We start from the raw sequence: 21,208 nt of genomic DNA, 5'->3' as shown, positions 1-21,208 counted from the left end.
CGTCATTTTTTTCCGCCCGAACCGGGCCCGTCCTAAACCGGAACAAGCCCCAGCTGCTCGCGCTTCTGCCAGCGGTGCAGCAGCAGGGCCGAAACAACGACCAGCCCCATCGCCAGACCCAGCCAAACGCCCAGTCCGCCGAGCGAGGTAAGAAAACCAAGCGCGGCCGAGGTGGTGAACCCGAACAGCCAGTAACCCGTCAGCGCCAGCAGCATCGGTACGCGCGTATCCTGCAATCCGCGCAGGGCGCCGGCCAGCACGGCCTGCATTCCGTCAAACAGCTGGAACGCGGCGGCCACGACCAGGTATTGCACGGCAAAGCCCACCATCCGCGCGTTCTGCGGTGCGGCGGGATCGACATAGAGGCTGAGCACCCAGCGCGGCACGCCGATCATCAGCGCGGCGGGCAGCGCCATGTAGCCCAGTGCCAGGATCAGCGCCGCCTTGCCGGCATGGCCAACTGCAGCGATGTCGCCCGCGCCGTAATGATAGCCGACCCGGATCGTCGCGGCCTGTCCGATCCCGAACGGGATCTGGAACGCCAGCGCGGCCACTTGCAAAGCCACGGTATGTCCTGCCAGCTGCGCCTGCCCGATCAGCCCCATCAGGAAGGCCGCGCTGGAAAACAGCCCGCCTTCGGCCAGGATGATCAGCGCGATTGGCAGGCCGATCCGCAGCATGTCCCTGAACCGCGCCCATTCCGCGCGCCACCAGCGTCCGAACAGGTGATAGCGCCGCAGCCGCCGGTCTGCCTGGATCGCCGCGACATAGGCCGCCAGCATCGCCAGCGCGGTCAGCACGCTTGACAGGGCGGAACCGTCCAGCCCCATCGCCGGGGCGCCGAAATGGCCGAACACGAAGACATAATTGCCTGCCGCATTGACCACAATCGCCAGCGCGGTGATCGCTGTGGCAAAGACCGGGCGGCCCAGCGCCGAAACGGCATTGCGCAGCACTCCGGCCATGATGTTCGGGATCGTCGCCCACAGCAGGATTTCCAGGAACCGGCCCGCCAGCCGCGAAACCTCTGGATCCTGACCAGCCAGCAACATCAGCCGTTCGCCATTGGCGGACACGGCCATGGCCAACAGGCCGCAAATCACCGCCAGCCACAGCGCCATCCGCACCGACCGGCGCACTTCGCGCACCGCATGGCGGCGGCGACCGAGTTCGGCCGAGATCAGCGGAGCGCAGGCCCCGGTCAGCCCGATTGTGCACCACATCATCAGCCCGAACAGGGTGGTTGCCAGGCTGGATGCGGCCAGCTCTGCTTCGCCCAGCCGCGCCACAAAGATCACGTCGATGGCATAGACCAGCATTTGCAGCAGGTTGGCGATCGCCAGCGGCGCCGCCAGTTGCAGCGTGGCGCGCAGTTCGGTGCGCAAGGGGGAAAGGGGCTTGGCGGCAGTCATGAAGCCGGTCCGGATAGGCGAATCCGTGTGGCTGACCTAGCCGGAAAGGGCGGCGGGGTGAATTTTGCCGGTGCGGCGTGCGCTTCGTGCAACGGATGCTGCAACAAAGGCACTTTCGCTGGCATGGTTCTCCGGTCTAACTAGGCCCGATTGTGTCGGCTGCATCCGTGGGGGCGGGGTGGCCATGTGCCTGTTGGAGAGAGCCATGCGAATTGCTGCGAAGTCGGTTGTTGCCCTTACCCTGATCCTCGGCCTGGCGGCCTGCGGCTCGCCCGCCGAAGACAAGGCCGCTGCAGGCGCAGACAGCGTCGCTGCTTCGCCCGCCGCCGCCGCGACCACTGCTGCAGCTGCGGCCGATGGCCGGCCCGCCGCCTTTGCCCAGTGTGTTGCCTGCCACTCGACCGAAAAGGGCAAGATGGGGATCGGCCCCAGCCTGGCCGGGGTCTATGGCACCAAGTCGGGCGAAATCGCCGGGTTCGCTTTCAGCGATGCCATGAAGAACGCCAACCTGACTTGGGACGATGCCACGCTGGACAAGTATCTGGCCGCGCCGATGAAGATGGTGCCGGGCACCAAGATGACTTTCGCCGGGCTGACCGATGCGGCCAAGCGCAAGGAAGTGATCGAATATATCAAGACACTCAAATAGGGCTTGCGCCTCCGGGCCCAGCCCAGGGCGCGGGCTCATACGAAACGGGCGGCCCCGGCTGGGACCGCCCGTTCCTGTAAAGTCGGTAAGCGGTAAGGCTTACTTGATGTCGACCTTGCCGCCGGCGGCTTCGACCTTGGCCTTGATGTCTTCGGCTTCGGCCTTCGACACGCCTTCCTTGATCGCCTTCGGCGCGGCTTCGACCAGCGCCTTGGCTTCGGTCAGGCCGAGCGAGGTGATCGCGCGGACTTCCTTGATGACGGCGATCTTGTTGCCGCCGTCCGAGGTCAGGATCGCGTCGAATTCGGTCTTTTCTTCGGCAGCTTCAGCGGCAGCAGCCGGGGCAGCAGCCACGGCAACAGCAGCAGCAGCGCTCACGCCCCAGGCTTCTTCCAGAGCCTTGGCGAGGTCAGCGGCTTCCAGAACGGTCAGCTTCGAAAGTTCTTCAACAAGCTTGGCGATATCGGCCATGATGTTTCACTCCTGAAAAATGGACCCGGGCCACCGGCCCGGACAAATCGTTGATAAGTCTTATGCAGCTTCCTTGGCGTAGGCACCAAAGACGCGGGCCAGCTTGGCCGCCGGAGCGGTAGCGAGCTGAGCGATCTTGGTGGCCGGAGCCTGGACAAGCCCGATGATCGTGCCGCGCAGTTCGTCCAGCGAGGGGAGCGAGGCGAGTGCCTTGACCCCATCGGCGTTCAGAACTTGCGAGCCCATCGATCCGCCGACGATTTCGATCTTGTCGTTCGTCTTGGCGAACTCGACAACAGCCTTGGCGGCAGCCACCGGATCGACCGAGCTGGCAAGCGCGGTAGGGCCGGTAAGCATATCGTTCAGGCCGACATAGTCGGTGTCCTTGATAGCAAGCTTGGCAAGACTGTTCTTCGCAACCTTGTAAGTCGCGCCCGCTTCCCGGATCTTGTTACGCAGGGCAGTGGACTGAGCCACCGACATGCCGAGGTTGCGGGTGATGACCACCACGCCAACTTCGTTGAAGACCGCGTTAAGCGATGCGACCGATTCGGCTTTCTGCGAACGATCCATGCCTTACTCCTTCACAAATGACCGGACGGGAACGCCCCGCACGGCCGGCTACGTTGTCCGCGGTGCCAGGCACCACGGGCGAGTCCGTTGCGATGGGGAAGGAGGGCGTCGTGAAACGCCAGGCCGAACCAGCGCACCAGGGCGCGGGCCGGAATATCTCTGTCCCCGTCTAGGCTGCGGATTAAGCCAGAAACTGGCAGCAGCGGTCTCGGACGGATGACATGGGAGCAGACGAATCCACCACCAGTCGGGGCGGGCCAATAGCAGCCGCAGGGGCAGAGTCAAGGAAATGCGCGGCCCCGCCGCAGTTGCGCGAAATGCAAGTTGATGAAACACGTCCTGAGCCGCTTCGTCCACCCAATTCGTTTTCCGGCCAGACAACCGAAAACCCCGCACCGGACGCCCGGGCGGAGAGGAATGAAACAACCACGATGTCAAAGAGCGGCAGCCACCATGACAGACTTGGGCGATGTAGGAAAATCGTATATCTTGATGAAAACCGCGACCCAGCTTTCTGCGAAAAGCTTAAATAAACGCACCGGCATGCATGAATTCACTGAATGTTCAACCCATTAAAAACAACAATAATATCCAACCATAGGCTAAATTTCAATGGGTGCAAATTGCATCAAAATATGATCGCATCTTGCCCAAACCGCTATCTGAAATACTGACAAGGGAACGGCGTTTGTCGCCGTGATCGACGGTTCGTTCAACAAGTCCAAGATGTTCAAGTATGGTGATCCAGCGCAAAGCTGTGGTGGTCGGCACTTGCGCAGCTATGCAGGCACTGGTCACTGAAATCTGACGATTTGCACATTTCTGGATCGCAAGGTCTAGCAACAGATCCCACCCCGGCTCGCCTAGCAAAGTCTCGGCCGGGAAAAATTTGTCACGCTTTCTGCGTTGGCTATACTCTTGCTGGAGCCATTGGGCAAAACTCAGCCGAGTGCTCGACTCTGGTGCGTTGGCAGGTTCTTTGCTCTCGCCCGCCAACTCGGTGAGGCGGTGCAGGCTGCCGTTGATTTCCGAAAGCAACTGTTTGAATTCATTTGCATTCAGGGCCGGCTGCGCTGCATGCGCACCGTCATCTTGACCAAAAAGGAGTTCGGATGAAACCGGGCTGGTCAAAAATTCCCCCTATTTTTAAGGGCAGCCCCAAAGCCCTTCAGCAAGCACCATGCGTTGGATAGGTATGCGCATCCATGGCGCCAGCAACATTGTGTAAATACTTAGTTAAATATTCGCAATGCCCATTCATCAAGGAAAGCAAAGTGCGGATCGGTAAATCCTGCCAATTCGGAAGGAATTGCATCCATTTTGGACACTTCTTCGCATACCTGATTGATTGCGAGGTCAATGAGCGCAGCCGTGACGGGTAGTCCAGCTAAATCAAGCGACTGCATCAGGCCCTTTAAATTCTGGGCAATATCAATAAGATGCAATGCCTTGGACATTCAGCGAGCTCCATTACCACACTATCAAGGTTTACCAGCAACATCAGAAGGTTGCGTGTAGCAACCAATAAGGCTTGTTGACACTAGGGTTAATACGGATTGAATGCAAGCAGGGTGACCGCCAATATGGCTGGATTTGCCGGTGACTGGCGAATGATAGTGCATTGATTTTCAAGATCAGCGGTAAACGCTGATGGACGGCAGGCCAAGATCACACTGCGCAACATCTCTTCCGATCCCGCGGTCGAGTAATTCGAACGGGTCGAGCAATGCATTCCAGAAATTGATGCACCTGACTTTAGGGATGCTGCTTCCTGGTTGATAGAAACGCCAGCGATAGAATGTTTGCAGGCGGCGCACATAGGTAACAATGCTAGGTCCCGTCCACATTCGACAGAAACAACATACGCACATAACCCCGATGTCAGGCATTTTGTATCAGCCGCCTGACCCGGCTCAGACCGGACCATTCAAGGGGGTGTACAATGAAGAAACTCGAATTGAGCGCCAGCAAGGCTGGTCTGACAGTTGTTTTGTCTTTGATTCTGGCTGGCCCGGTTATGGCTGCTCCAAATCCCGACGGCAATTGTAGGGCCGGAAGCGGTGATTACCAATCGCTGCAATGCGGCGTTGCAGCAGATGCGTCCGGTACCGAAAGCGTTGCTGTGGGCAGCAGGGCAAAGGCGTCAGGCATCAGCGCGGTGTCGCTTGGCGGAAATGCGAATGCTTCTGGTCAAGGCGCGATCGCGATTGGCCCAGAAGCATATGTGAGTTCGGGTTTCGGAACAGGCATCGGTACCGGAGTTCGCGTTACCGGCGATGCTGCCAGTGCCTTTGGATTCAATGCCAACGCCAACGGAGGGTATTCGGCGGCTTTTGGTGCCAGCGCCTTTTCGGATGGCTATATGTCGCTTGCGATGGGCTATAATGCCAACTCGACCGGCTCCAATTCTTTGGCCATGGGGGCCAACGCGCGCGCCTTTGCGTCATTCGCGTCCGCAATGGGTGGCAATGCACTAGCGTCTGGACTTGCATCAACCTCGCTAGGCTACAACAGCGTGGCAAGCGCGTATGGGGCGAGCGCGCTTGGTGCGTTTTCCCAGGCTAACGGTACGAATTCGACCGCTGTCGGGGTTGGCAGTGCTGCGAACGGCATCAGCTCAATCGTCTTGGGTTCGTGGTCATCGACCAGCGCCGAAGGTGGCATCCTGATCGGCAACGGTGGAACCACTGTGACCGGTCTCCAGGGGGTGGCAATCGGCCGTTCTGCCAGCGCTTCCGGCGAAAACTCGGTCGCCTTGGGCTCTGGTTCGGTGGCGTCAGAAGCAAATACGGTTTCTGTCGGTGCAGTGGGCGCGGAGCGCAAGATCACCAACGTCGCGGCTGGCACGGCACCGACTGACGCAGTCAATTTTGCCCAGTTGCAGGAAGCGCTTGGACTTCAGCAGCCTGCATCACAACCGGCGACCGTACAGGTTCAGCAACTTAGTCAGCAAGTTGCCATGCTCAACCAACAGATGTCTGCTACTACGGCCATGTCTGTTGCCATGAGCGGCGCGGTATTCCTGCCGGAAACCACGTTCAATCTGACTTCCAACTTTGCGACGTATCGCGGATCCCACGCTGGTGGCGTGCAATTCAACGCTTTGGTGAGCAAGCGCCTCGCGTTCAGCGCCGCCATGGCCAGCGGGCTGGACCGCAATGCGCCGTTTCAGGCACGCGTTGGCTTTACCATCGGCTGGTAAGGCACAGTAAGATCTGTGCATGGGGACTGGCCATTACTTCAGGCTCCCATTCACCTGCCCAACCAAAAGGCGGCGCTTCCTGCGAAGCGCCGCCTTGTTTTTGGGCCATGGCGGGGGGGGGTTACTCTTCGGTGAACCCCAGCAGGTCGCCGGGCTGGCAGTGCAGTTCGCGGCAGATGGCTTCGAGGGTGGAAAAGCGGACGGCCTTGGCCTTGCCGGTTTTCAGGATCGACAGGTTGGCGAGAGTGATGTCGACCCGTTCGGCCAGTTCGGTCAGGGTCATGCGGCGTTCGTGGAGCAGGTCGTCCAGTTTGACCAGGATTGGCATCACACGGTTCCTTCCAGGTCTGCGCGCATGGCTGCGCCGTGGCGGAACACGCGGGCCAGGATGAACAGCACCAGCGCGAGCAGGATGGTGGTCCAGTCAAATGCTCCGTCGATGTGCAGTTCCCGTTCCACCTTGTCGAGATAGGGCGCAGACCAAAGCGCCAGGGCGGCGACCGGCATGACAATCACCTGTCCGATGATCGCGATCCAGCCCATCCGGTTAAGCCGGTCGGCATTGTCGTGGCGAAACGGATCGCCGGCATCGACCGTCTTGATGATCCCGCGCAATTCATTGAGAAAGCGCCAGGCCAGGCCGAGCAGGACGATCCCGGTCAGCATCGCCAGGATTACCAGCCAGAAAGCAACCGGGGGCGCGCCGCTGAGCGCGATTTCGGCCAGCAGTCCGGTCCGCCCGACGGTGAGCAGGGCGCCAATCCCGATGCCGAGCATGACCATGCCGAAAATCATCACGATCTGCGACAGGACCACCAGCACGGTGGCGGCGGTGAGAAGCGGGTCTTTGGATTTGATGTCCATGGCCTGGAGTTCCTTTCAGTCGGGGCCGGATCAGGCGAGCGAGGTGGCCAGCACGGCCGGGCTGTGGGCGGCGGGTTCGGACAGGGTCGGAACCCACAGGGTCAGCATGGCGACAGCAGCAAACAGCGCGGCGATGGGGCGATAGGTTTGGGTCATTGTTGTTCTCCGATATGTTCAATATCGATAATCAATAATGCGAGTCGTCCATATTGTCAATCGATAATATCGAAAAACGATGTGTCACGTATCGACTTGCGGAAAGTGTGGGTTTGCCGGGCGCTGCGGTGATTGCGGCTCTATCGGGCGTTTGACTTTGCGGGGCCGTCTGCCTATATGCGCCCCTCGCTCGACGCTTCGAGCAAGTGCGGCCCATGCGCGGGGGTTGTGCCAAGAAGGAAGCGGCGGGTTTTCCATCTGACGCGAACGGCTGCGGGCCGCCTCGATTTGCGGGGTGTTTGCCATGCGGCCCTTTTCGCGTCCGATGGGCCACCACCCGCGTGTGGCACATTTTCCGCCGGTTCGCCGGCCTTCGTTAGAGCAAAGAGGCACACCCCTCATGGCAACCAAGCCCGTCAGCAGCGGCCGGATGGCTTCGAACAAGAAGCGCATCCGCAAGATCTTCGGTGACATTCACGAAGTAGTGAAGATGCCGAACCTGATCGAGGTTCAGCGCGAAAGCTATGAACAGTTCCTGCGTTCGGACCCGGCGATCGGCTATGTCTCGGGCCTTGAAAAGACCCTGCGCTCGGTCTTCCCGATCCGCGACTTTGCGGGCACCAGCGAGCTGGACTTTGTCCACTACGAACTGGAAGACCCCAAGTACGACACCACCGAATGCCGCCAGCGCGGGATCACCTATGCCGCGCCGATGAAGGTTACGCTGCGCCTGATCGTGTTCGAAGTGGACGCCGAAACCGAAACCCGCTCGGTGCTCGATATCAAGGAGCAGGACGTCTACATGGGCGACATGCCCCTGATGACGGAGAACGGCACCTTCATCATCAACGGCACCGAACGCGTGATCGTTTCGCAGATGCACCGTTCGCCCGGCGTGCTGTTCGACCATGACCGCGGCAAGACCCATTCCAGCGGCAAGTACCTGTTCGCCGCCCGCGTGATTCCGTACCGCGGTTCGTGGCTCGACTTTGAATTCGACGCCAAGGATATCGTCAACGTCCGGATTGACCGCAAGCGCAAGCTGCCGGTCACCGCGCTGCTCCACGCGCTGGGGCTGGGTGACGAGGCGATCCTGGGCTTCTTCTATCAGACCGTCACCTGGAAGCGTGGCCAGGGCGGCTGGTGCCTGCCCTATGCGCCCGATCAGTGGCGCGGCCAGAAGCCGGCGTTTGACATCGTCGATGCCAAGAGCGGCGAAGTGATCTTCCCGGCTGGCACCAAGATCAGCCCGCGCGCCGCGAACAAGGCGGAAAAGGACGGCCTGGCCGAACTGCTGATCCCGACCGAGGAAATCTTCGGCCGCTATTCCGCGCTCGACCTGATCGATGAAAGCACCGGCCGGATCTATATCGAAGCCGGTGACGAAGTGTCGCCCGAAAACCTCGACGCGCTCGACAAGGCCGGGATCGACCAGATCGACCTGCTCGACATCGACCATGTCGGCACCGGGCCGTGGATCCGCAACACGCTCAAGGCTGACAAGGCCGAAGACCGCGATCATGCGCTGGCCGATATCTACCGCGTGATGCGCCCCGGCGAACCGCCGACCCGCGAAACCGCCGAAGCGCTGTTTGACGGGCTGTTCTTCGATCCGGACCGCTATGACCTGTCGGCCGTGGGCCGCGTCAAGCTCAACATGCGTCTGGGGCTCGACGCCGAAGACACCATCACCACGCTGCGGACCGAGGATATCCTCGCCGTGGTCAAGGAACTGGTGAACCTGAAGGACGGCAAGGGCGATGTCGATGATATCGACAACCTCGGCAACCGCCGGGTCCGTTCGGTCGGTGAACTGCTGGAAAACCAGTACCGCGTCGGCCTGCTTCGGATGGAACGCGCGGTCAAGGAACGGATGAGCAGCGTCGACGTGTCGACGGTGATGCCGAACGACCTGATCAACGCCAAGCCTGCGGTGGCCGCGGTGCGCGAATTCTTTGGTTCGTCGCAGCTCTCGCAGTTCATGGACCAGACCAACCCGCTGTCGGAAGTGACGCACAAGCGCCGCGTCTCCGCGCTCGGGCCGGGCGGTCTGACCCGCGAACGCGCGGGCTTCGAAGTGCGCGACGTTCACCCGACCCACTATGGCCGGATCTGCCCGATTGAAACGCCGGAAGGCCCGAACATCGGTCTGATCAACTCGCTCAGCACTTTTGCCCGCGTCAACAAGTACGGCTTCATCGAAACCCCGTACCGCAAGGTGATCGACGGCAAGGTGACCGGCGATGTGGTCTACCTCTCCGCGATGGAAGAGGCCAAGCACACCGTCGCCCAGGCCTCGGCCGAACTGAACAAGGACGGCAATTTCGTCGAGGAACTGGTTTCGGCCCGTGAAGCCGGCGAATTCGTGATGGCCCCGCGCGATCATGTGACCCTGATGGACGTCAGCCCGAAGCAGCTGGTCTCGGTCGCGGCCTCGCTGATCCCGTTCCTGGAAAACGACGACGCCAACCGCGCGCTGATGGGCTCGAACATGCAGCGCCAGGCCGTGCCGCTGGTTCGCGCCGAAGCGCCGTTTGTCGGCACCGGCATGGAAGGCACCGTCGCGCGCGATTCCGGCGCGGCGATTTCCGCGCTGCGCGGCGGGATCGTCGATCAGGTGGACGCCACCCGTATTGTGATCCGCGCCAGCGGCGATATCGAAGCCGGCCAGTCCGGCGTTGATATCTACCGCCTGCAAAAGTTCGAACGCTCCAACCAGTCAACCTGCATCAACCAGCGCCCGCTGGTGAAGGTTGGCGATGTGGTTTCGGCGGCGGACATCATTGCCGATGGTCCCTCGACCGAGCTGGGTGAACTGGCGCTGGGCCGCAACGTGCTCGTCGCGTTCATGCCCTGGAATGGCTACAACTACGAAGACTCGATCCTGATCAGCGAACGCATCGTCAAGGATGACGTGTTCACCTCGATCCACATCGAAGAATTCGAAGTCATGGCCCGCGATACCAAGCTTGGGCCTGAAGACATCACCCGCGACATTCCCAACGTGGGCGAGGAAGCACTGCGCAACCTCGACGAAGCGGGCATCGTCTATATCGGCGCCGAAGTGCATCCGGGCGACATCCTGGTCGGCAAGATCACGCCCAAGGGCGAAAGCCCGATGACGCCTGAAGAAAAGCTGCTGCGCGCGATCTTTGGCGAAAAGGCCAGCGACGTGCGTGACACTTCGCTGCGTCTGCCCCCGGGTGTGGCCGGCACGATTGTCGATGTGCGCGTGTTCAACCGCCACGGGATCGAAATCGATGACCGTACCCGCGCGATCCAGAACGAGGAAATCGAACGCCTCGCCAAGGACCGTGAAGACGAACGCGCGATCCTTAACCGGGCCACCTACAACCGCCTGAAGGACATGCTGATCGGCCAGGTCGCCGCAGCTGCTCCCAAGGGGTTCAAGAAGGGTGACACGATTTCGGACGAGAACCTGGCCGAAGTCGAACGCCACGAATGGTGGAAGTTCGCGGTTGCGGATGACAAGGTCCAGGGCCAGCTCGAAGCGGTCAAGGAACAGTACGACGCGACCGTCAAGGCGATCCAGGAGAAGTTCGAGGACCGTAAGGAAAAGCTTGAACGCGGTGATGAACTCGCCCCGGGCGTGCTCAAGATGGTCAAGGTGTTCGTCGCGGTGAAGCGCAAGCTGCAGCCGGGTGACAAGATGGCCGGCCGCCACGGGAACAAGGGCATCATCAGCCGGATCCTGCCGAGCGAAGACATGCCGTTCCTGGAAGACGGAACCCCGGTGGACTTCGTGCTCAACCCGCTGGGCGTGCCCAGCCGCATGAACGTCGGCCAGATCTTCGAAACCCACCTTGGCTGGGCCGCGCGCGGTCTGGGCAAAAAGGTCGGGGCGGCGCTTGATGCCTGGCGTGAAGCCAACCCCAATCCGGTGGCCGGTGCCGCTCCGGAAGCGGTACGCGAAGTCCTGGCGGACATCTATGGTGACAACTACACCGCCGAAATCGCGGAACGGACCGACGCGCAAATCGTCGAACTGGCCGAAAATGTCCGCGGCGGCGTGCCGATGGGCTCGCCGGTGTTCGACGGCGCGGTGGAAGCCGATGTCACGGCCATGCTGCGCAAGGCCGGGCTCGATGAAAGCGGGCAGGTAACGCTGTATGACGGGCGCACGGGCGAAAGCTTCGACCGCAAGGTCACCGTGGGTTACAAGTACGTGCTCAAGCTGCACCACCTGGTTGACGACAAGATCCACGCGCGTTCGATCGGGCCCTACAGCCTGGTCACCCAGCAGCCGCTGGGCGGTAAGGCCCAGTTCGGCGGCCAGCGCTTCGGGGAAATGGAAGTCTGGGCGCTCCAGGCTTACGGCGCGGCCTATACGCTGCAGGAAATGCTGACGGTGAAGTCGGACGACGTGGTCGGCCGCACCAAGGTTTACGAAGCGATCGTCAAGGGCGACGACACCTTCGAAGCCGGCATTCCCGAAAGCTTCAACGTGCTCGTCAAGGAAATGCGCTCGCTGGGCCTCAACGTCGAACTGTCTTCGCTCGATACGAACGAAGACGACGATCTGGCCGAGGCTGCGGAGTAATGGAACCGGGCGGCCCGCGGGCCGCCCCAACCACCACTCCGCCTGAACGAATTCACCCCAAAAGGGATTGAAACATGAACGACCTGACCAAGTTCACCAACCAGATGGCGAAGCCCGAAACCTTCGACCAGATCCAGATCGGCCTTGCCAGCCCCGAACGTATCCGTTCGTGGTCCTTCGGCGAAATCAAGAAGCCGGAAACGATCAACTACCGCACGTTCAAGCCTGAGCGCGACGGCCTGTTCTGCGCCCGCATCTTCGGTCCGGTGAAGGACTATGAATGCCTGTGCGGCAAGTACAAGCGGATGAAGTACAAGGGCGTCGTTTGCGAAAAGTGCGGCGTCGAAGTGACCGTGACCAAGGTCCGCCGCGAACGCATGGGCCACATCGAACTGGCCGCGCCGGTCGCGCACATCTGGTTCCTGAAATCGCTCCCCAGCCGCATCGGCCTGCTGCTCGACATGCAGCTCAAGCAGCTGGAACGCATCCTGTACTTCGAAAGCTATGTGGTGATCGAGCCGGGCCTGACCCCGCTTGAAAAGTACCAGCTGCTGACCGAAGACGAACTGTACGACTATCAGGACGAATACGGCGAAGACGCGTTCAGCGCCGGGATCGGGGCCGAGGCCGTCAAGCACATGCTGATGAGCCTGGACCTGGTGCAGGAAAAGGAAGACCTGCTCAAGGAGCTGTCCGAAACCAAATCGGAACTGAAGCCCAAGAAGATCATCAAGCGGCTGAAAGTCGTCGAAAGCTTCATCGATTCGGGCAACAAGCCGGAATGGATGATCCTGGACGTGGTGCCGGTGATTCCGCCCGAACTGCGCCCGCTGGTGCCGCTCGATGGCGGCCGCTTCGCGACCTCGGATCTCAACGATCTCTATCGCCGCGTGATCAACCGCAACAACCGCCTCAAGCGCCTGATCGAACTGCGCGCGCCGGACATCATCGTCCGCAACGAAAAGCGTATGCTGCAGGAAGCGGTTGACGCATTGTTCGACAACGGCCGCCGCGGCCGCGTGATCACGGGTGCCAACAAGCGCCCGCTCAAGTCGCTGTCCGACATGCTCAAGGGCAAGCAGGGCCGCTTCCGCCAGAACCTGCTCGGCAAGCGCGTCGACTATTCGGGCCGTTCGGTGATCGTGACCGGGCCGGAACTCAAGCTGCACCAATGCGGCCTGCCCAAGAAGATGGCGCTCGAACTGTTCAAGCCGTTCATCTATGCGCGGCTTGATGCCAAGGGTCTGTCGATGACCCTGAAGCAGGCCAAGAAGTGGGTCGAAAAGGAACGCAAGGAAGTCTGGGATATCCTGGACGAAGTGATCCGCGAACACCCGGTCATGCTGAACCGCGCGCCGACGCTGCACCGTCTTGGCATTCAGGCGTTCGAACCCGTCCTGATCGAAGGCAAGGCGATCCAGCTGCACCCGCTGGTCTGCTCGGCCTTCAACGCCGACTTCGACGGGGACCAGATGGCCGTCCACGTGCCGCTTTCGCTGGAAGCCCAGCTGGAAGCCCGCGTGCTGATGATGTCGACCAACAACATCCTCTCGCCCGCCAACGGCAAGCCGATCATCGTGCCTTCGCAGGACATGGTGCTGGGGCTCTATTACCTCTCGCTCGACCTGTCGAACGAGCCGGGTGAAGGCATGGCCTTTGGCGACATGGCCGAGGTGCACCAGGCGCTGGAAGCCAAAGCGGTGACGCTGCATTCCAAGATCATCGCCCGCGTTCCGCAGACCGATGAAGCCGGCAACACCTATCAGAAGCGGTTCGAAACCACCCCGGGCCGTATGCTGATTGGCGAATGTCTGCCCAAGAGCCACACCGTTCCCTTTGACGTCATCAACAAGGTGCTGACCAAGAAGGAAATCGGGGACGTGATCGATCAGGTCTATCGTCACACCGGCCAGAAGGACACGGTGCTGTTCGCCGATGCGATCATGAGCCTGGGCTTCCGCCACGCGTTCAAGGCGGGGATCTCGTTCGGCAAGGACGATATGATCATCCCCGACAGCAAGGATGCGCTGGTCGCCGAAACCAAGGAACTGGTGGCTGATTACGAACAGCAGTATCAGGACGGCCTGATCACGCAGCAGGAAAAGTACAACAAGGTGATCGACGCCTGGAGCCGTTGCGGCGATCAGGTGGCGAACGCCATGATGGACGAAATCCGCGCCAGCCCGATCGATCCGGAAACCGGCCGTCACAAGCCGATCAACTCGATCTACATGATGAGCCACTCGGGCGCGCGTGGTTCGCCAACCCAGATGAAGCAGCTGGCGGGTATGCGCGGACTGATGGCCAAGCCTTCGGGCGAAATCATCGAAACCCCGATCATCTCGAACTTCAAGGAAGGTCTGACCGTTCTTGAATACTTCAACTCCACCCACGGCGCCCGCAAGGGTCTGGCCGACACCGCGCTCAAGACGGCGAACTCGGGTTACCTGACCCGCCGTCTGGTCGACGTGTCGCAGGACTGCGTGGTGGTGATCGAGGATTGCGGCACCGAACGCGCGCTGGAAATGCGCTCGATCGTGCAGGGCGGCTCGACCATTGCCTCGCTGGCGGAACGTATCCTGGGCCGCACGCTGGCTGAAGACATCCTCAACAAGGATGGCGAAGTGGTGGCCGGCAAGGGTGACCTGCTGGATGAAGCCGCCGTGGCACGGATCGAAGCCACCGGCATCCAGGCCGCACGAATCCGCTCGCCGCTGATCTGCGAAGCCGAACAGGGCGTTTGCGCAACCTGCTATGGCCGCGATCTGGCCCGCGGGACTCCGGTCAACATCGGTGAAGCTGTCGGCGTGATCGCCGCGCAGTCGATCGGGGAACCCGGCACCCAGCTGACCATGCGTACTTTCCACATCGGCGGGGCCGCGCAGGTCAACGAACAGTCGCACCTCGAATCGATCTGCGACGGCTCGGTGATCTATCGCGACATCCCGACCATCACCGACAAGCGCGGCCGGCGCCTGTCACTCGCCCGCAACGGCGAAGTGGTGGTGCTGGACAGCGAAGGGCGTGAACGCGCGATCCACCGCGTGCCTTATGGTACCCACCTGCTCCATCAGGACGGGGCGATCGTCAACGAAGGCGATCGTCTGGCCGAATGGGATCCGTTCACCCTGCCGGTGATCACGGAAAAGCCGGGTATCGTGAAGTACCAGGACCTGATCGACGGCAAGACCATGACCGAGCAGACCGATGACGCGACCGGCATGTCGAGCCGGGTCGTCACCGAAAACCGTTCGACCAGCCGTTCGAAGAAGGAAGATCTGCGTCCGCGCCTGACCTTGCTCGACGATGCTTCGGGTGAAGCCGCGCGCTATATGATGGCGCCGGGCACGACCCTGTCGGTCGAGGACGGACAGGAAGTGTCGGCCGGTGACGTGCTGGCCCGCGCCAGCCGCGAAGCCGCCAAGACCCGCGACATCACCGGTGGTCTGCCGCGCGTCGCCGAACTGTTCGAAGCCCGCAAGCCCAAGGACAACGCGATCATCGCCAAGACCTCGGGCCGGATCGAATTCGTCCGCGACTACAAGGCCAAGCGCAAGATCGCGATCATCCCCGAGGAAGGCGATCCGGTGGAATACCTGATCCCCAAGTCCAAGGTGATCGACGTTCAGGAAGGCGACTGGGTCAAGAAGGGCGACAACCTGATCAGCGGTTCGCCCGATCCGCACGACATTCTGGAAGTGCTGGGGGTTGAGGCGCTGGCCGAATACCTCGTCGCGGAAATCCAGGAAGTGTACCGCTTGCAGGGCGTGAAGATCAACGACAAGCACATCGAGGTGATCGTTCGCCAGATGCTGCAGAAGGTTGAGATCACCGATGGCGGCGATACCGTGCTGCTGGCCGGCGAACAGGTCGACCGTGAGGAAATGGACGAATACAACGCCAAGCTGGCCCCCGGGCAGGCTCCGGCGGTGGGCAAGCCGGTGCTGCTGGGCATCACCAAGGCCAGCCTGCAGACCCGTTCGTTCATCTCGGCCGCTTCGTTCCAGGAAACCACCCGCGTGCTCACGCAGGCGGCGGTCGAAGGCAAGCGCGACAGCCTGATCGGCCTGAAGGAAAACGTCATCGTCGGCCGTCTCATCCCCGCTGGGACCGGCGCGGGCATGAACCGCCTGCGCGTGGCGGCCTCCAGCCGCGACGCCGCGCTGCGTGCTTCCTACCGCAAGCTCCAGGAAGCGCTGATCGCGCCTTCCTCGGCTGCGGAAGAACATGCCGCCGAACTGGCTCAGGGCCCCGAAGCCGCCGGTTTCACCGATCCGCTCGCTGCGGTTGAAGGTGAAAGCCACGGCATGGACGCCGATGCAGGCGAATACCTGAACCCGGAAGCAAGCGAAGAGTAAGCTCCTCGCCTGCCGCAAGGCTCAACCGAATACCCCGCCGGAGCGATCCGGCGGGGTTTTTCGTGTCTTGCCTTACATTTGGCCGGATCGTCCCCATCTTGGCAGGGCGCGGCCCTGCAGATGCAGCAGGCCAGGCGCGCTGCTCCCCCTGTCTGCCGCTCGCTGCACCCTCCTGAAAGGAGACCGCATGGCCAAGTCCCAGAAGAAATCGAACCGCGAAGCCCGCAAGCCCAAGGCGGCCAAGGTCAAGACCAACGTATCCAAACCCAGCGAAAAGCCCGGCGTGGTGCGCGGCCTGGACAATATGAAAAATCGTTAGGTTGATCGTTCCGGCGTGCGGGCTTGCTGTTGGGTCAATATATCAGCCAGTCCGGGATATGGGCGATCGAGCCCATCACCGAAAACCGCACCGTCGGGCCGCCCGGGGCTTCGCCATAATTGTAACGGGCCCTGATCTGACCACTCAGTCTGATAGGCAGGGTTCCCCCCTCTGGCGGATTCGAAACCGGTTCGACCGCCAGGTCAAGCTGATCGATTTCCGGCCCCCGGTGGAACGAACGGAACCGCCTGGGAATGCCTTTGTGTTGCAGCTCCAGACCGAATTCAAGCAGGCGGTAGCCCGTGTCGTGCCACTCCCACTTCAGCCGCAAGTAGGCGGTATCGTGCTCATTATGCCACCGGTCTTCTTCCATCAGATCCAGCGAAGGTGTGCGGGGTTCCTCGCCAAACACACAAGTGACAAACAACTGGGTCGGCCAGCCAAGCTTGCGGTCCTGCGCGGTGTGCCGGGCCGTGTCCCGCCATTGCCCCAGATAGGGCGTCCGTGGCGATCGGTGCTGCCTCAGGCCATAGAGCCCGTCGTGCAGCCGCTCGCCCAGCCGGGTCACCTCGGCCGGTTCGGCGGGATAGGCAAACAGGGTTCCGCCGCCTTCCCACTCATGATGCAGCCAGGCTACCGGCTGCGGCGACCAGGTGTCGCTCAAGCGTAGGCCATCCGCTCCAGCGCGCCGAAGCAATCGAGCGCGCCGGGATCGCCAAAGGGTTGCAGCTGGCTCATGAACACGCCGCCCACACCGCTCGCCTGATCGATCCAGTAATAGGAATTGAAGATTCCGGCCCAGTGCAGGCTGCCCGGCGCACGGCCGTTGGGGCCTTGCTCGGGGTTGATCAGGAAACCCAGCCCCCAGCCGGTGTGCTGATCGGGGAATGCATCATAGGGCGGGGCGAAATCGGGCATGGCGCTGCCCATGTAACCGGCCCGGATCGATCCGATCTGGTTGCGGCTCATTTCCGCGATCGTTTCGGCCCGCAGCACCCGCGCGCTGTCCAGTTCGCCGTGGTTCAGGATCATTCGCACGAACCGGGCATAGTCCGGCGCGGTCGAAATCAGTCCGCCGCCGCCACTGTCATACTCGCCCCCGCCGATATAGACCGGCGCGGGGCTGAGCGCTCCGTCGCTGCGGGTATGCACCCGCGCGGCGTGATCGGGCAGGGCGGGGAGGAAGGCGGTGGCGTTCATCCCCAGCGGGGCGAACAGGTTGGCGGTCAGGTAATCACCCAGCCGCTGTCCGCTCGCCGCTTCAACCGCCAGCCCGACCCAGTCGGTCGCGACCGAATATTCCCAGCTCTCCCCCGGATCGAACATCAGAGGCATCTTGATCGAGGCGAGTGAACCCGGTTCCGGCATGGCGGTGGCGGCGAAATATTGCAGCACTTGCGGGTGGATGAAGAAATAGCCGAGCCCGGCAGTGTGGGTCAGCAAGTGTCGCAGCGTGATCGCGCGGCTGGCGGGGCGCAGTTGCGGGGCCCCCGCCGCGTCGAACCCGGTCAGCACTTGCGGATTGGCCAGATCGGGCAGCAGCGCGCCAATATCGGCATCAAGGTCAAGCTTGCCCTGTTCAACCAGTTGCATCGCGCCGACGGAAACCAGCGCCTTGGTCATCGAAGCGATTTGGCACGGCGTGTCTTCGGCCATCGCGGCATCGCTGCCAGCCTCCTTCACACCCAGGGCGCGGGCATATCGCACACGATCCCGGTCCACGATCAGGCCCACGGCCCCGGCGAGTTGGGCCTTGGCAAAGGCAGCTTCGAATTGGTCGGTGTTGCTCATGGCGCGCAGGCTAACCGCCCGGGCCGCGCAGGGGAAGGGGGTTTGATCGCTCGACATTCTGGCCAGATTGTCCTAAATTCTGGCCAGAAAGGTTTGCGCCATGACTCGCCACGTGCCGATCTCCGAATTCAAGGACCATGCGTCCGAACTGGTCGCCGCGGCCGAGGGTGGGGAGGAAATCCTGATCACCCGCCACGGCAAGGTTGCCGCGCGGCTGGTCGCTGCCGATGAAGCGGCGCTGGCCAAGGCGGCCAAACGCGCGAAAGTGCAGGCCGCGCTGGACAAGCTGGCAGAACTACGGGCGGAGCAGCGGGCGCTGGGTATGACCACGACGATCGAAGAAATCATCGCCTGGAAGAACGAGGGTCGCAAGTGAGCGAATGTGTCGTCGATGCGTCGATCTTTGGCCCCCTGTTCTTCACTGACGAAACGGATACCTTGTTCGGCGAGCTGGAAGCTCTGCTCGCCCGTGGTGGCTGCATCGCACCGCAGCACTGGCGGCTGGAACTGGCCAACCAAATTCTGATCGGCTTCCGGCGTAAAAGAATGACCGAAGCGATGGTGAGCCCCGCCATCGCCACTTTGACAAGTTTCGATGTAACCATCGATTACCAGACGTGGCAGCGCCACGAGGAGATATTTGACTTGGCCAGAGCCCAGGATCTGACGATCTACGATGCCGCCTATCTCGAGCTTGCATTGCTGCGCAAAGCGAGCCTGGCCAGCTATGACAATGCCTTGTGCAATGCCGCCCAGCGGATGGGCGTGGAAGTGTTTTCGGCATGACTGTCACCACCCGTTTTGCGCCGTCGCCCACTGGCAACCTGCACGTCGGCAATATCCGCACCGCGCTGCACAACTGGCTGCTGGCCAAACAGGTCGCCGGGCGCTTCTTGCTGCGGATCGACGATACCGATGCCGAGCGCAGCCGTGAGGACTATGTCACCGCGATCCGCGCCGATCTGGCCTGGCTGGGCATGGTGCCTGATGGTGAGGAACGGCAGTCGGCGCGGTTCGATCTGTATGAAGGGGAATTCCAGCGGCTGGTCGCGATGGGGCGGGTCTATCGCTGTTATGAAACGGCGCAGGAACTGGATCTCAAGCGCAAGGTGCTGCTGGGCCGGGGGCTGCCGCCGATCTATGACCGGGCGGCGCTGGCGCTGAGCGAAGCGGACCACGCAGCGCGGGCGGCGGCGGGGGAGAAGCCGCACTGGCGCTTTCTGCTCGATCGCGAGGCTGCGATCGAATGGCAGGACGGCATCCGCGGGCCCCAGCATTTCGATCCCGCCAAGATGAGCGACCCGGTGGTGCGCCGCGCCGATGGTTCGTGGCTCTATCTGCTGCCCAGCGTGATTGACGATGTGGCGATGGGCATCACCGATGTGCTGCGGGGTGAGGATCACGTGTCCAACACTGCCACGCAGGTGCAGATGTTCGCCGCACTGGGCGCCGCGCCGCCGCGCTTTGCGCATGAAGCACTGCTGACCGGGGCGGAAGGCAAGCTGTCCAAACGGCTCGGCTCGCTGGGCGTGGCCGAGCTACGTGAGGCGGGGATCGAGCCGGAGGCGCTTGTCGCGCTGCTGGCGCGGCTGGGGACGTCCGATCCGGTCGATCCGGCGCTGGATGCCGATGCGCTGGCGGCAAGCTTTACCCTGTCGCACTTTGGCCGCGCCCCGGCGCGGTTTGATGAGGCGGAACTGCACCGGGTCAATGCCGGGATCGTCCACCGCCTGCCTTTCGCCCGCGTCTCGCATTTGCTGCCTGATGGCATGGGGGAGGCCGCGTGGGGCGCGATCCGCCCGAATGTGGAACATATCGGTGAAGCGGCCGAATGGTGGCGCGTGGTGACCGGGCCGATTGCGGTTCCGGTGCTGGAGGCAGAGGACCGGGCCTATCTGGGCGCTGCCGCCACTGCGCTGGAACAGACCGGGGCGGATTGGCCCGCGCTGACCGCCGCGCTCAAGGAAGCGACAGGGCGCAAGGGCAAGGCGCTGTTCCTGCCGCTGCGCCAGGCGCTGACCGGCATGGACCACGGACCTGATATGGCCGCGCTGCTCCCGCTGATCGGGCAAGGTGCGGCGCTGGAGCGGCTACGCGCGGCTAACTGACCGAACGCACCCAGCGCACGATCCCTTCCACCGGCATGGCCCCTGCCGTGCGCGCCACTTCGCGCCCGCCTGCCAGCAGCATCAGTGTGGGGATCGATCGGATCTGGTAGCGCTGTGACAGCGCCGGTGCGGCTTCGGTATCAATCTTGAGCAGGCGCAGCTGCGGTTCCAGGACTTTGGCGGCTTGGGCAAAGGCGGGGGCCATCGCCTTGCACGGGCCGCACCATTCGGCCCAGAAATCGACCAGCACCGGCAGCTTGCCCGGCCCCATGTGCCGGTCGAACTGTGCCTGATCGACGGCCAGCGGCGCGCCGGTAAACAGCGCGGCCTTGCACTTGCCGCACGTGGGGTGGGCGGAAAGCCGCGCGGCGGGCACGCGGTTGGCCGCGCCGCAATGCGGGCACAGGGTTACGACGGGGTCGGGCAGCTGGGGCATGGCGGTTGCTTGCGATACAACGTCTGGTGCGAAAATGGGACTTGCTTGATCGGTGTCAAGGATTAGTCCTCAATTTTATTAGATCATGCTTATATATAGAGCAAGGAGACCTGCCATGTTCCGCTTGATGATGGTGATCCATGCGGTGGTGATGACAACCCTGATGGGGATTTGCGTTACCGCCGTGCTGACCATGAACCTGCCGGGGTGGAAGCCGGTCGCGCTTGCCGCCGCAGTCGGGTTTGTTGCCGCATTTCCGGTTTCCTGGGGGATTGCCCGGGCGATCCTGAAGCAAACGGCGAAATAGG

Annotated in this window: 20 protein-coding genes; 9 read left to right on the top strand and 11 right to left on the bottom strand. The window is 62.2% G+C overall.

The window, feature by feature from the left end:
* Nucleotides 1–32: 32 nt before the first annotated feature.
* The gene (locus MNBBLIKP_RS16750; RefSeq protein WP_088311417.1) at nt 33–1,412 is read right to left on the bottom strand and encodes an MATE family efflux transporter; all 1,380 of its coding nucleotides are present in this window, start codon (nt 1,410–1,412) and stop codon (nt 33–35) included.
* Between the two features lie 205 nt (nt 1,413–1,617).
* Between MNBBLIKP_RS16750 and MNBBLIKP_RS16745 the strand changes: the two genes are divergently transcribed.
* Nucleotides 1,618–2,061 carry a c-type cytochrome gene (locus MNBBLIKP_RS16745; RefSeq protein WP_088311416.1) on the top strand — a complete coding sequence of 148 codons (444 nt, stop codon included), beginning with the start codon at nt 1,618–1,620 and terminating at the stop codon, nt 2,059–2,061.
* Between the two features lie 99 nt (nt 2,062–2,160).
* On the opposite strand, the gene rplL is transcribed toward MNBBLIKP_RS16745, so the two are convergent.
* The 4 genes from rplL to MNBBLIKP_RS16725 form a co-directional block, all read right to left on the bottom strand.
* Nucleotides 2,161–2,532: a 50S ribosomal protein L7/L12 gene (gene rplL / locus MNBBLIKP_RS16740; protein WP_088311415.1), complete on the bottom strand. Its 372-nt coding sequence runs from the start codon at nt 2,530–2,532 to the stop codon at nt 2,161–2,163.
* 60 nt (nt 2,533–2,592) lie between these two features.
* A complete protein-coding gene (rplJ, locus tag MNBBLIKP_RS16735; protein WP_088311414.1) occupies nt 2,593–3,105 on the bottom strand; it encodes a 50S ribosomal protein L10 in 513 nt (170 codons plus the stop codon).
* A gap of 609 nt (nt 3,106–3,714) precedes the next feature.
* A complete protein-coding gene (locus MNBBLIKP_RS17810; protein ID WP_140420640.1) occupies nt 3,715–4,236 on the bottom strand; it encodes a MarR family transcriptional regulator in 522 nt (173 codons plus the stop codon).
* Between the two features lie 101 nt (nt 4,237–4,337).
* Nucleotides 4,338–4,562, bottom strand: a complete 225-nt coding sequence (locus MNBBLIKP_RS16725; RefSeq protein ID WP_088311412.1) for a hypothetical protein — start codon at nt 4,560–4,562, stop codon at nt 4,338–4,340.
* 485 nt (nt 4,563–5,047) lie between these two features.
* Here MNBBLIKP_RS16725 and MNBBLIKP_RS16720 point away from each other — a divergent pair, with 485 nt between their 5' ends.
* Nucleotides 5,048–6,307: a hypothetical protein gene (locus tag MNBBLIKP_RS16720; protein ID WP_088311411.1), complete on the top strand. Its 1,260-nt coding sequence runs from the start codon at nt 5,048–5,050 to the stop codon at nt 6,305–6,307.
* Nucleotides 6,308–6,428: 121 nt separating this feature from the next.
* Here MNBBLIKP_RS16720 and MNBBLIKP_RS16715 read toward each other — a convergent pair whose 3' ends face one another.
* Genes MNBBLIKP_RS16715 through MNBBLIKP_RS18350 form a run of 3 tightly spaced genes read right to left on the bottom strand, consistent with a single transcriptional unit; the run spans nt 6,429 to nt 7,327 of the window.
* The gene (locus MNBBLIKP_RS16715; protein ID WP_088311410.1) at nt 6,429–6,635 is read right to left on the bottom strand and encodes a helix-turn-helix domain-containing protein; all 207 of its coding nucleotides are present in this window, start codon (nt 6,633–6,635) and stop codon (nt 6,429–6,431) included.
* A complete protein-coding gene (locus tag MNBBLIKP_RS16710) occupies nt 6,635–7,171 on the bottom strand; it encodes a DUF2975 domain-containing protein (protein ID WP_088311409.1) in 537 nt (178 codons plus the stop codon). Before MNBBLIKP_RS16710 ends, MNBBLIKP_RS16715 begins: the two co-directional genes overlap by 1 nt.
* Before the next feature lie 30 nt (nt 7,172–7,201).
* A complete protein-coding gene (locus tag MNBBLIKP_RS18350) occupies nt 7,202–7,327 on the bottom strand; it encodes a hypothetical protein (RefSeq protein ID WP_254913100.1) in 126 nt (41 codons plus the stop codon).
* 400 nt (nt 7,328–7,727) lie between these two features.
* On the opposite strand from MNBBLIKP_RS18350, the gene rpoB reads away from it, so the two are divergent.
* The 3 genes from rpoB (at nt 7,728) to MNBBLIKP_RS18345 (ending at nt 16,565) form a co-directional block, all read left to right on the top strand.
* Complete coding sequence (gene rpoB / locus MNBBLIKP_RS16705) at nt 7,728–11,888, top strand: DNA-directed RNA polymerase subunit beta (RefSeq protein ID WP_088311408.1); 4,161 nt, start codon at nt 7,728–7,730, stop codon at nt 11,886–11,888.
* Between the two features lie 74 nt (nt 11,889–11,962).
* Nucleotides 11,963–16,246 (top strand): DNA-directed RNA polymerase subunit beta', encoded by a 4,284-nt coding sequence (gene rpoC, locus MNBBLIKP_RS16700; RefSeq protein WP_088311407.1) that lies wholly within the window; start codon nt 11,963–11,965, stop codon nt 16,244–16,246.
* Nucleotides 16,247–16,433: 187 nt separating this feature from the next.
* The gene (locus MNBBLIKP_RS18345; protein WP_254913099.1) at nt 16,434–16,565 is read left to right on the top strand and encodes a hypothetical protein; all 132 of its coding nucleotides are present in this window, start codon (nt 16,434–16,436) and stop codon (nt 16,563–16,565) included.
* Nucleotides 16,566–16,599: 34 nt separating this feature from the next.
* Here the strand turns inward: MNBBLIKP_RS18345 and MNBBLIKP_RS16695 are convergent, their stop codons facing one another.
* Together MNBBLIKP_RS16695 and MNBBLIKP_RS16690 are read right to left on the bottom strand one after the other, a co-directional pair.
* On the bottom strand, nt 16,600–17,229 hold the full coding sequence (locus tag MNBBLIKP_RS16695) for a hypothetical protein (RefSeq protein WP_088311406.1): 630 nt from the start codon (nt 17,227–17,229) through the stop codon (nt 16,600–16,602).
* Nucleotides 17,226–18,356 carry a serine hydrolase domain-containing protein gene (locus MNBBLIKP_RS16690; RefSeq protein WP_176399813.1) on the bottom strand — a complete coding sequence of 377 codons (1,131 nt, stop codon included), beginning with the start codon at nt 18,354–18,356 and terminating at the stop codon, nt 17,226–17,228. The genes MNBBLIKP_RS16695 and MNBBLIKP_RS16690 overlap by 4 nt, the downstream gene beginning before the upstream one ends.
* 100 nt (nt 18,357–18,456) lie before the next feature.
* On the opposite strand from MNBBLIKP_RS16690, the gene MNBBLIKP_RS16685 reads away from it, so the two are divergent.
* Genes MNBBLIKP_RS16685 through gltX form a run of 3 tightly spaced genes read left to right on the top strand, consistent with a single transcriptional unit; the run spans nt 18,457 to nt 20,464 of the window.
* Nucleotides 18,457–18,732, top strand: a complete 276-nt coding sequence (locus MNBBLIKP_RS16685; RefSeq protein WP_088311404.1) for a type II toxin-antitoxin system Phd/YefM family antitoxin — start codon at nt 18,457–18,459, stop codon at nt 18,730–18,732.
* Complete coding sequence (locus tag MNBBLIKP_RS16680; RefSeq protein ID WP_088311403.1) at nt 18,729–19,142, top strand: type II toxin-antitoxin system VapC family toxin; 414 nt, start codon at nt 18,729–18,731, stop codon at nt 19,140–19,142. Before MNBBLIKP_RS16685 ends, MNBBLIKP_RS16680 begins: the two co-directional genes overlap by 4 nt.
* Complete coding sequence (gene gltX, locus MNBBLIKP_RS16675) at nt 19,139–20,464, top strand: glutamate--tRNA ligase (protein ID WP_088311402.1); 1,326 nt, start codon at nt 19,139–19,141, stop codon at nt 20,462–20,464. Before MNBBLIKP_RS16680 ends, gltX begins: the two co-directional genes overlap by 4 nt.
* On the opposite strand, the gene trxC is transcribed toward gltX, so the two are convergent.
* Nucleotides 20,457–20,900, bottom strand: coding sequence for a thioredoxin TrxC (trxC, locus tag MNBBLIKP_RS16670; RefSeq protein ID WP_088311401.1), 444 nt, complete (start codon nt 20,898–20,900; stop codon nt 20,457–20,459). The genes gltX and trxC overlap by 8 nt on opposite strands.
* Nucleotides 20,901–21,015: 115 nt before the next feature.
* Here trxC and MNBBLIKP_RS16665 point away from each other — a divergent pair, with 115 nt between their 5' ends.
* Nucleotides 21,016–21,207 (top strand): hypothetical protein, encoded by a 192-nt coding sequence (locus tag MNBBLIKP_RS16665; RefSeq protein ID WP_088311400.1) that lies wholly within the window; start codon nt 21,016–21,018, stop codon nt 21,205–21,207.
* The last annotated feature ends 1 nt before the right edge of the window (nt 21,208 follow it).

The organism is Novosphingobium sp. B 225 (assembly GCF_002198665.1).
GTDB lineage: Bacteria > Pseudomonadota > Alphaproteobacteria > Sphingomonadales > Sphingomonadaceae > Novosphingobium.
This window is presented reverse-complemented; position numbering and strand designations above follow the sequence as displayed.

Bases quoted from the DNA above. Each gene is read 5' to 3' on its own strand.
- MNBBLIKP_RS16750 (WP_088311417.1), bottom strand. From the start codon at position 1,412: ATGACTGCCGCCAAGCCCCTTTCCCCCTTGCGCACCGAACTGCGCGCC.
- MNBBLIKP_RS16745 (WP_088311416.1), top strand. From the start codon at position 1,618: ATGCGAATTGCTGCGAAGTCGGTTGTTGCCCTTACCCTGATCCTCGGC.
- rplL (WP_088311415.1), bottom strand. From the start codon at position 2,532: ATGGCCGATATCGCCAAGCTTGTTGAAGAACTTTCGAAGCTGACCGTT.
- rplJ (WP_088311414.1), bottom strand. From the start codon at position 3,105: ATGGATCGTTCGCAGAAAGCCGAATCGGTCGCATCGCTTAACGCGGTC.
- MNBBLIKP_RS16725 (WP_088311412.1), bottom strand. From the start codon at position 4,562: ATGTCCAAGGCATTGCATCTTATTGATATTGCCCAGAATTTAAAGGGC.
- MNBBLIKP_RS16720 (WP_088311411.1), top strand. From the start codon at position 5,048: ATGAAGAAACTCGAATTGAGCGCCAGCAAGGCTGGTCTGACAGTTGTT.
- MNBBLIKP_RS16715 (WP_088311410.1), bottom strand. From the start codon at position 6,635: ATGCCAATCCTGGTCAAACTGGACGACCTGCTCCACGAACGCCGCATG.
- MNBBLIKP_RS16710 (WP_088311409.1), bottom strand. From the start codon at position 7,171: ATGGACATCAAATCCAAAGACCCGCTTCTCACCGCCGCCACCGTGCTG.
- MNBBLIKP_RS18350 (WP_254913100.1), bottom strand. From the start codon at position 7,327: ATGACCCAAACCTATCGCCCCATCGCCGCGCTGTTTGCTGCTGTCGCC.
- rpoB (WP_088311408.1), top strand. From the start codon at position 7,728: ATGGCAACCAAGCCCGTCAGCAGCGGCCGGATGGCTTCGAACAAGAAG.
- rpoC (WP_088311407.1), top strand. From the start codon at position 11,963: ATGAACGACCTGACCAAGTTCACCAACCAGATGGCGAAGCCCGAAACC.
- MNBBLIKP_RS18345 (WP_254913099.1), top strand. From the start codon at position 16,434: ATGGCCAAGTCCCAGAAGAAATCGAACCGCGAAGCCCGCAAGCCCAAG.
- MNBBLIKP_RS16690 (WP_176399813.1), bottom strand. From the start codon at position 18,356: ATGAGCAACACCGACCAATTCGAAGCTGCCTTTGCCAAGGCCCAACTC.
- MNBBLIKP_RS16685 (WP_088311404.1), top strand. From the start codon at position 18,457: ATGACTCGCCACGTGCCGATCTCCGAATTCAAGGACCATGCGTCCGAA.
- gltX (WP_088311402.1), top strand. From the start codon at position 19,139: ATGACTGTCACCACCCGTTTTGCGCCGTCGCCCACTGGCAACCTGCAC.
- trxC (WP_088311401.1), bottom strand. From the start codon at position 20,900: ATGCCCCAGCTGCCCGACCCCGTCGTAACCCTGTGCCCGCATTGCGGC.
- MNBBLIKP_RS16665 (WP_088311400.1), top strand. From the start codon at position 21,016: ATGTTCCGCTTGATGATGGTGATCCATGCGGTGGTGATGACAACCCTG.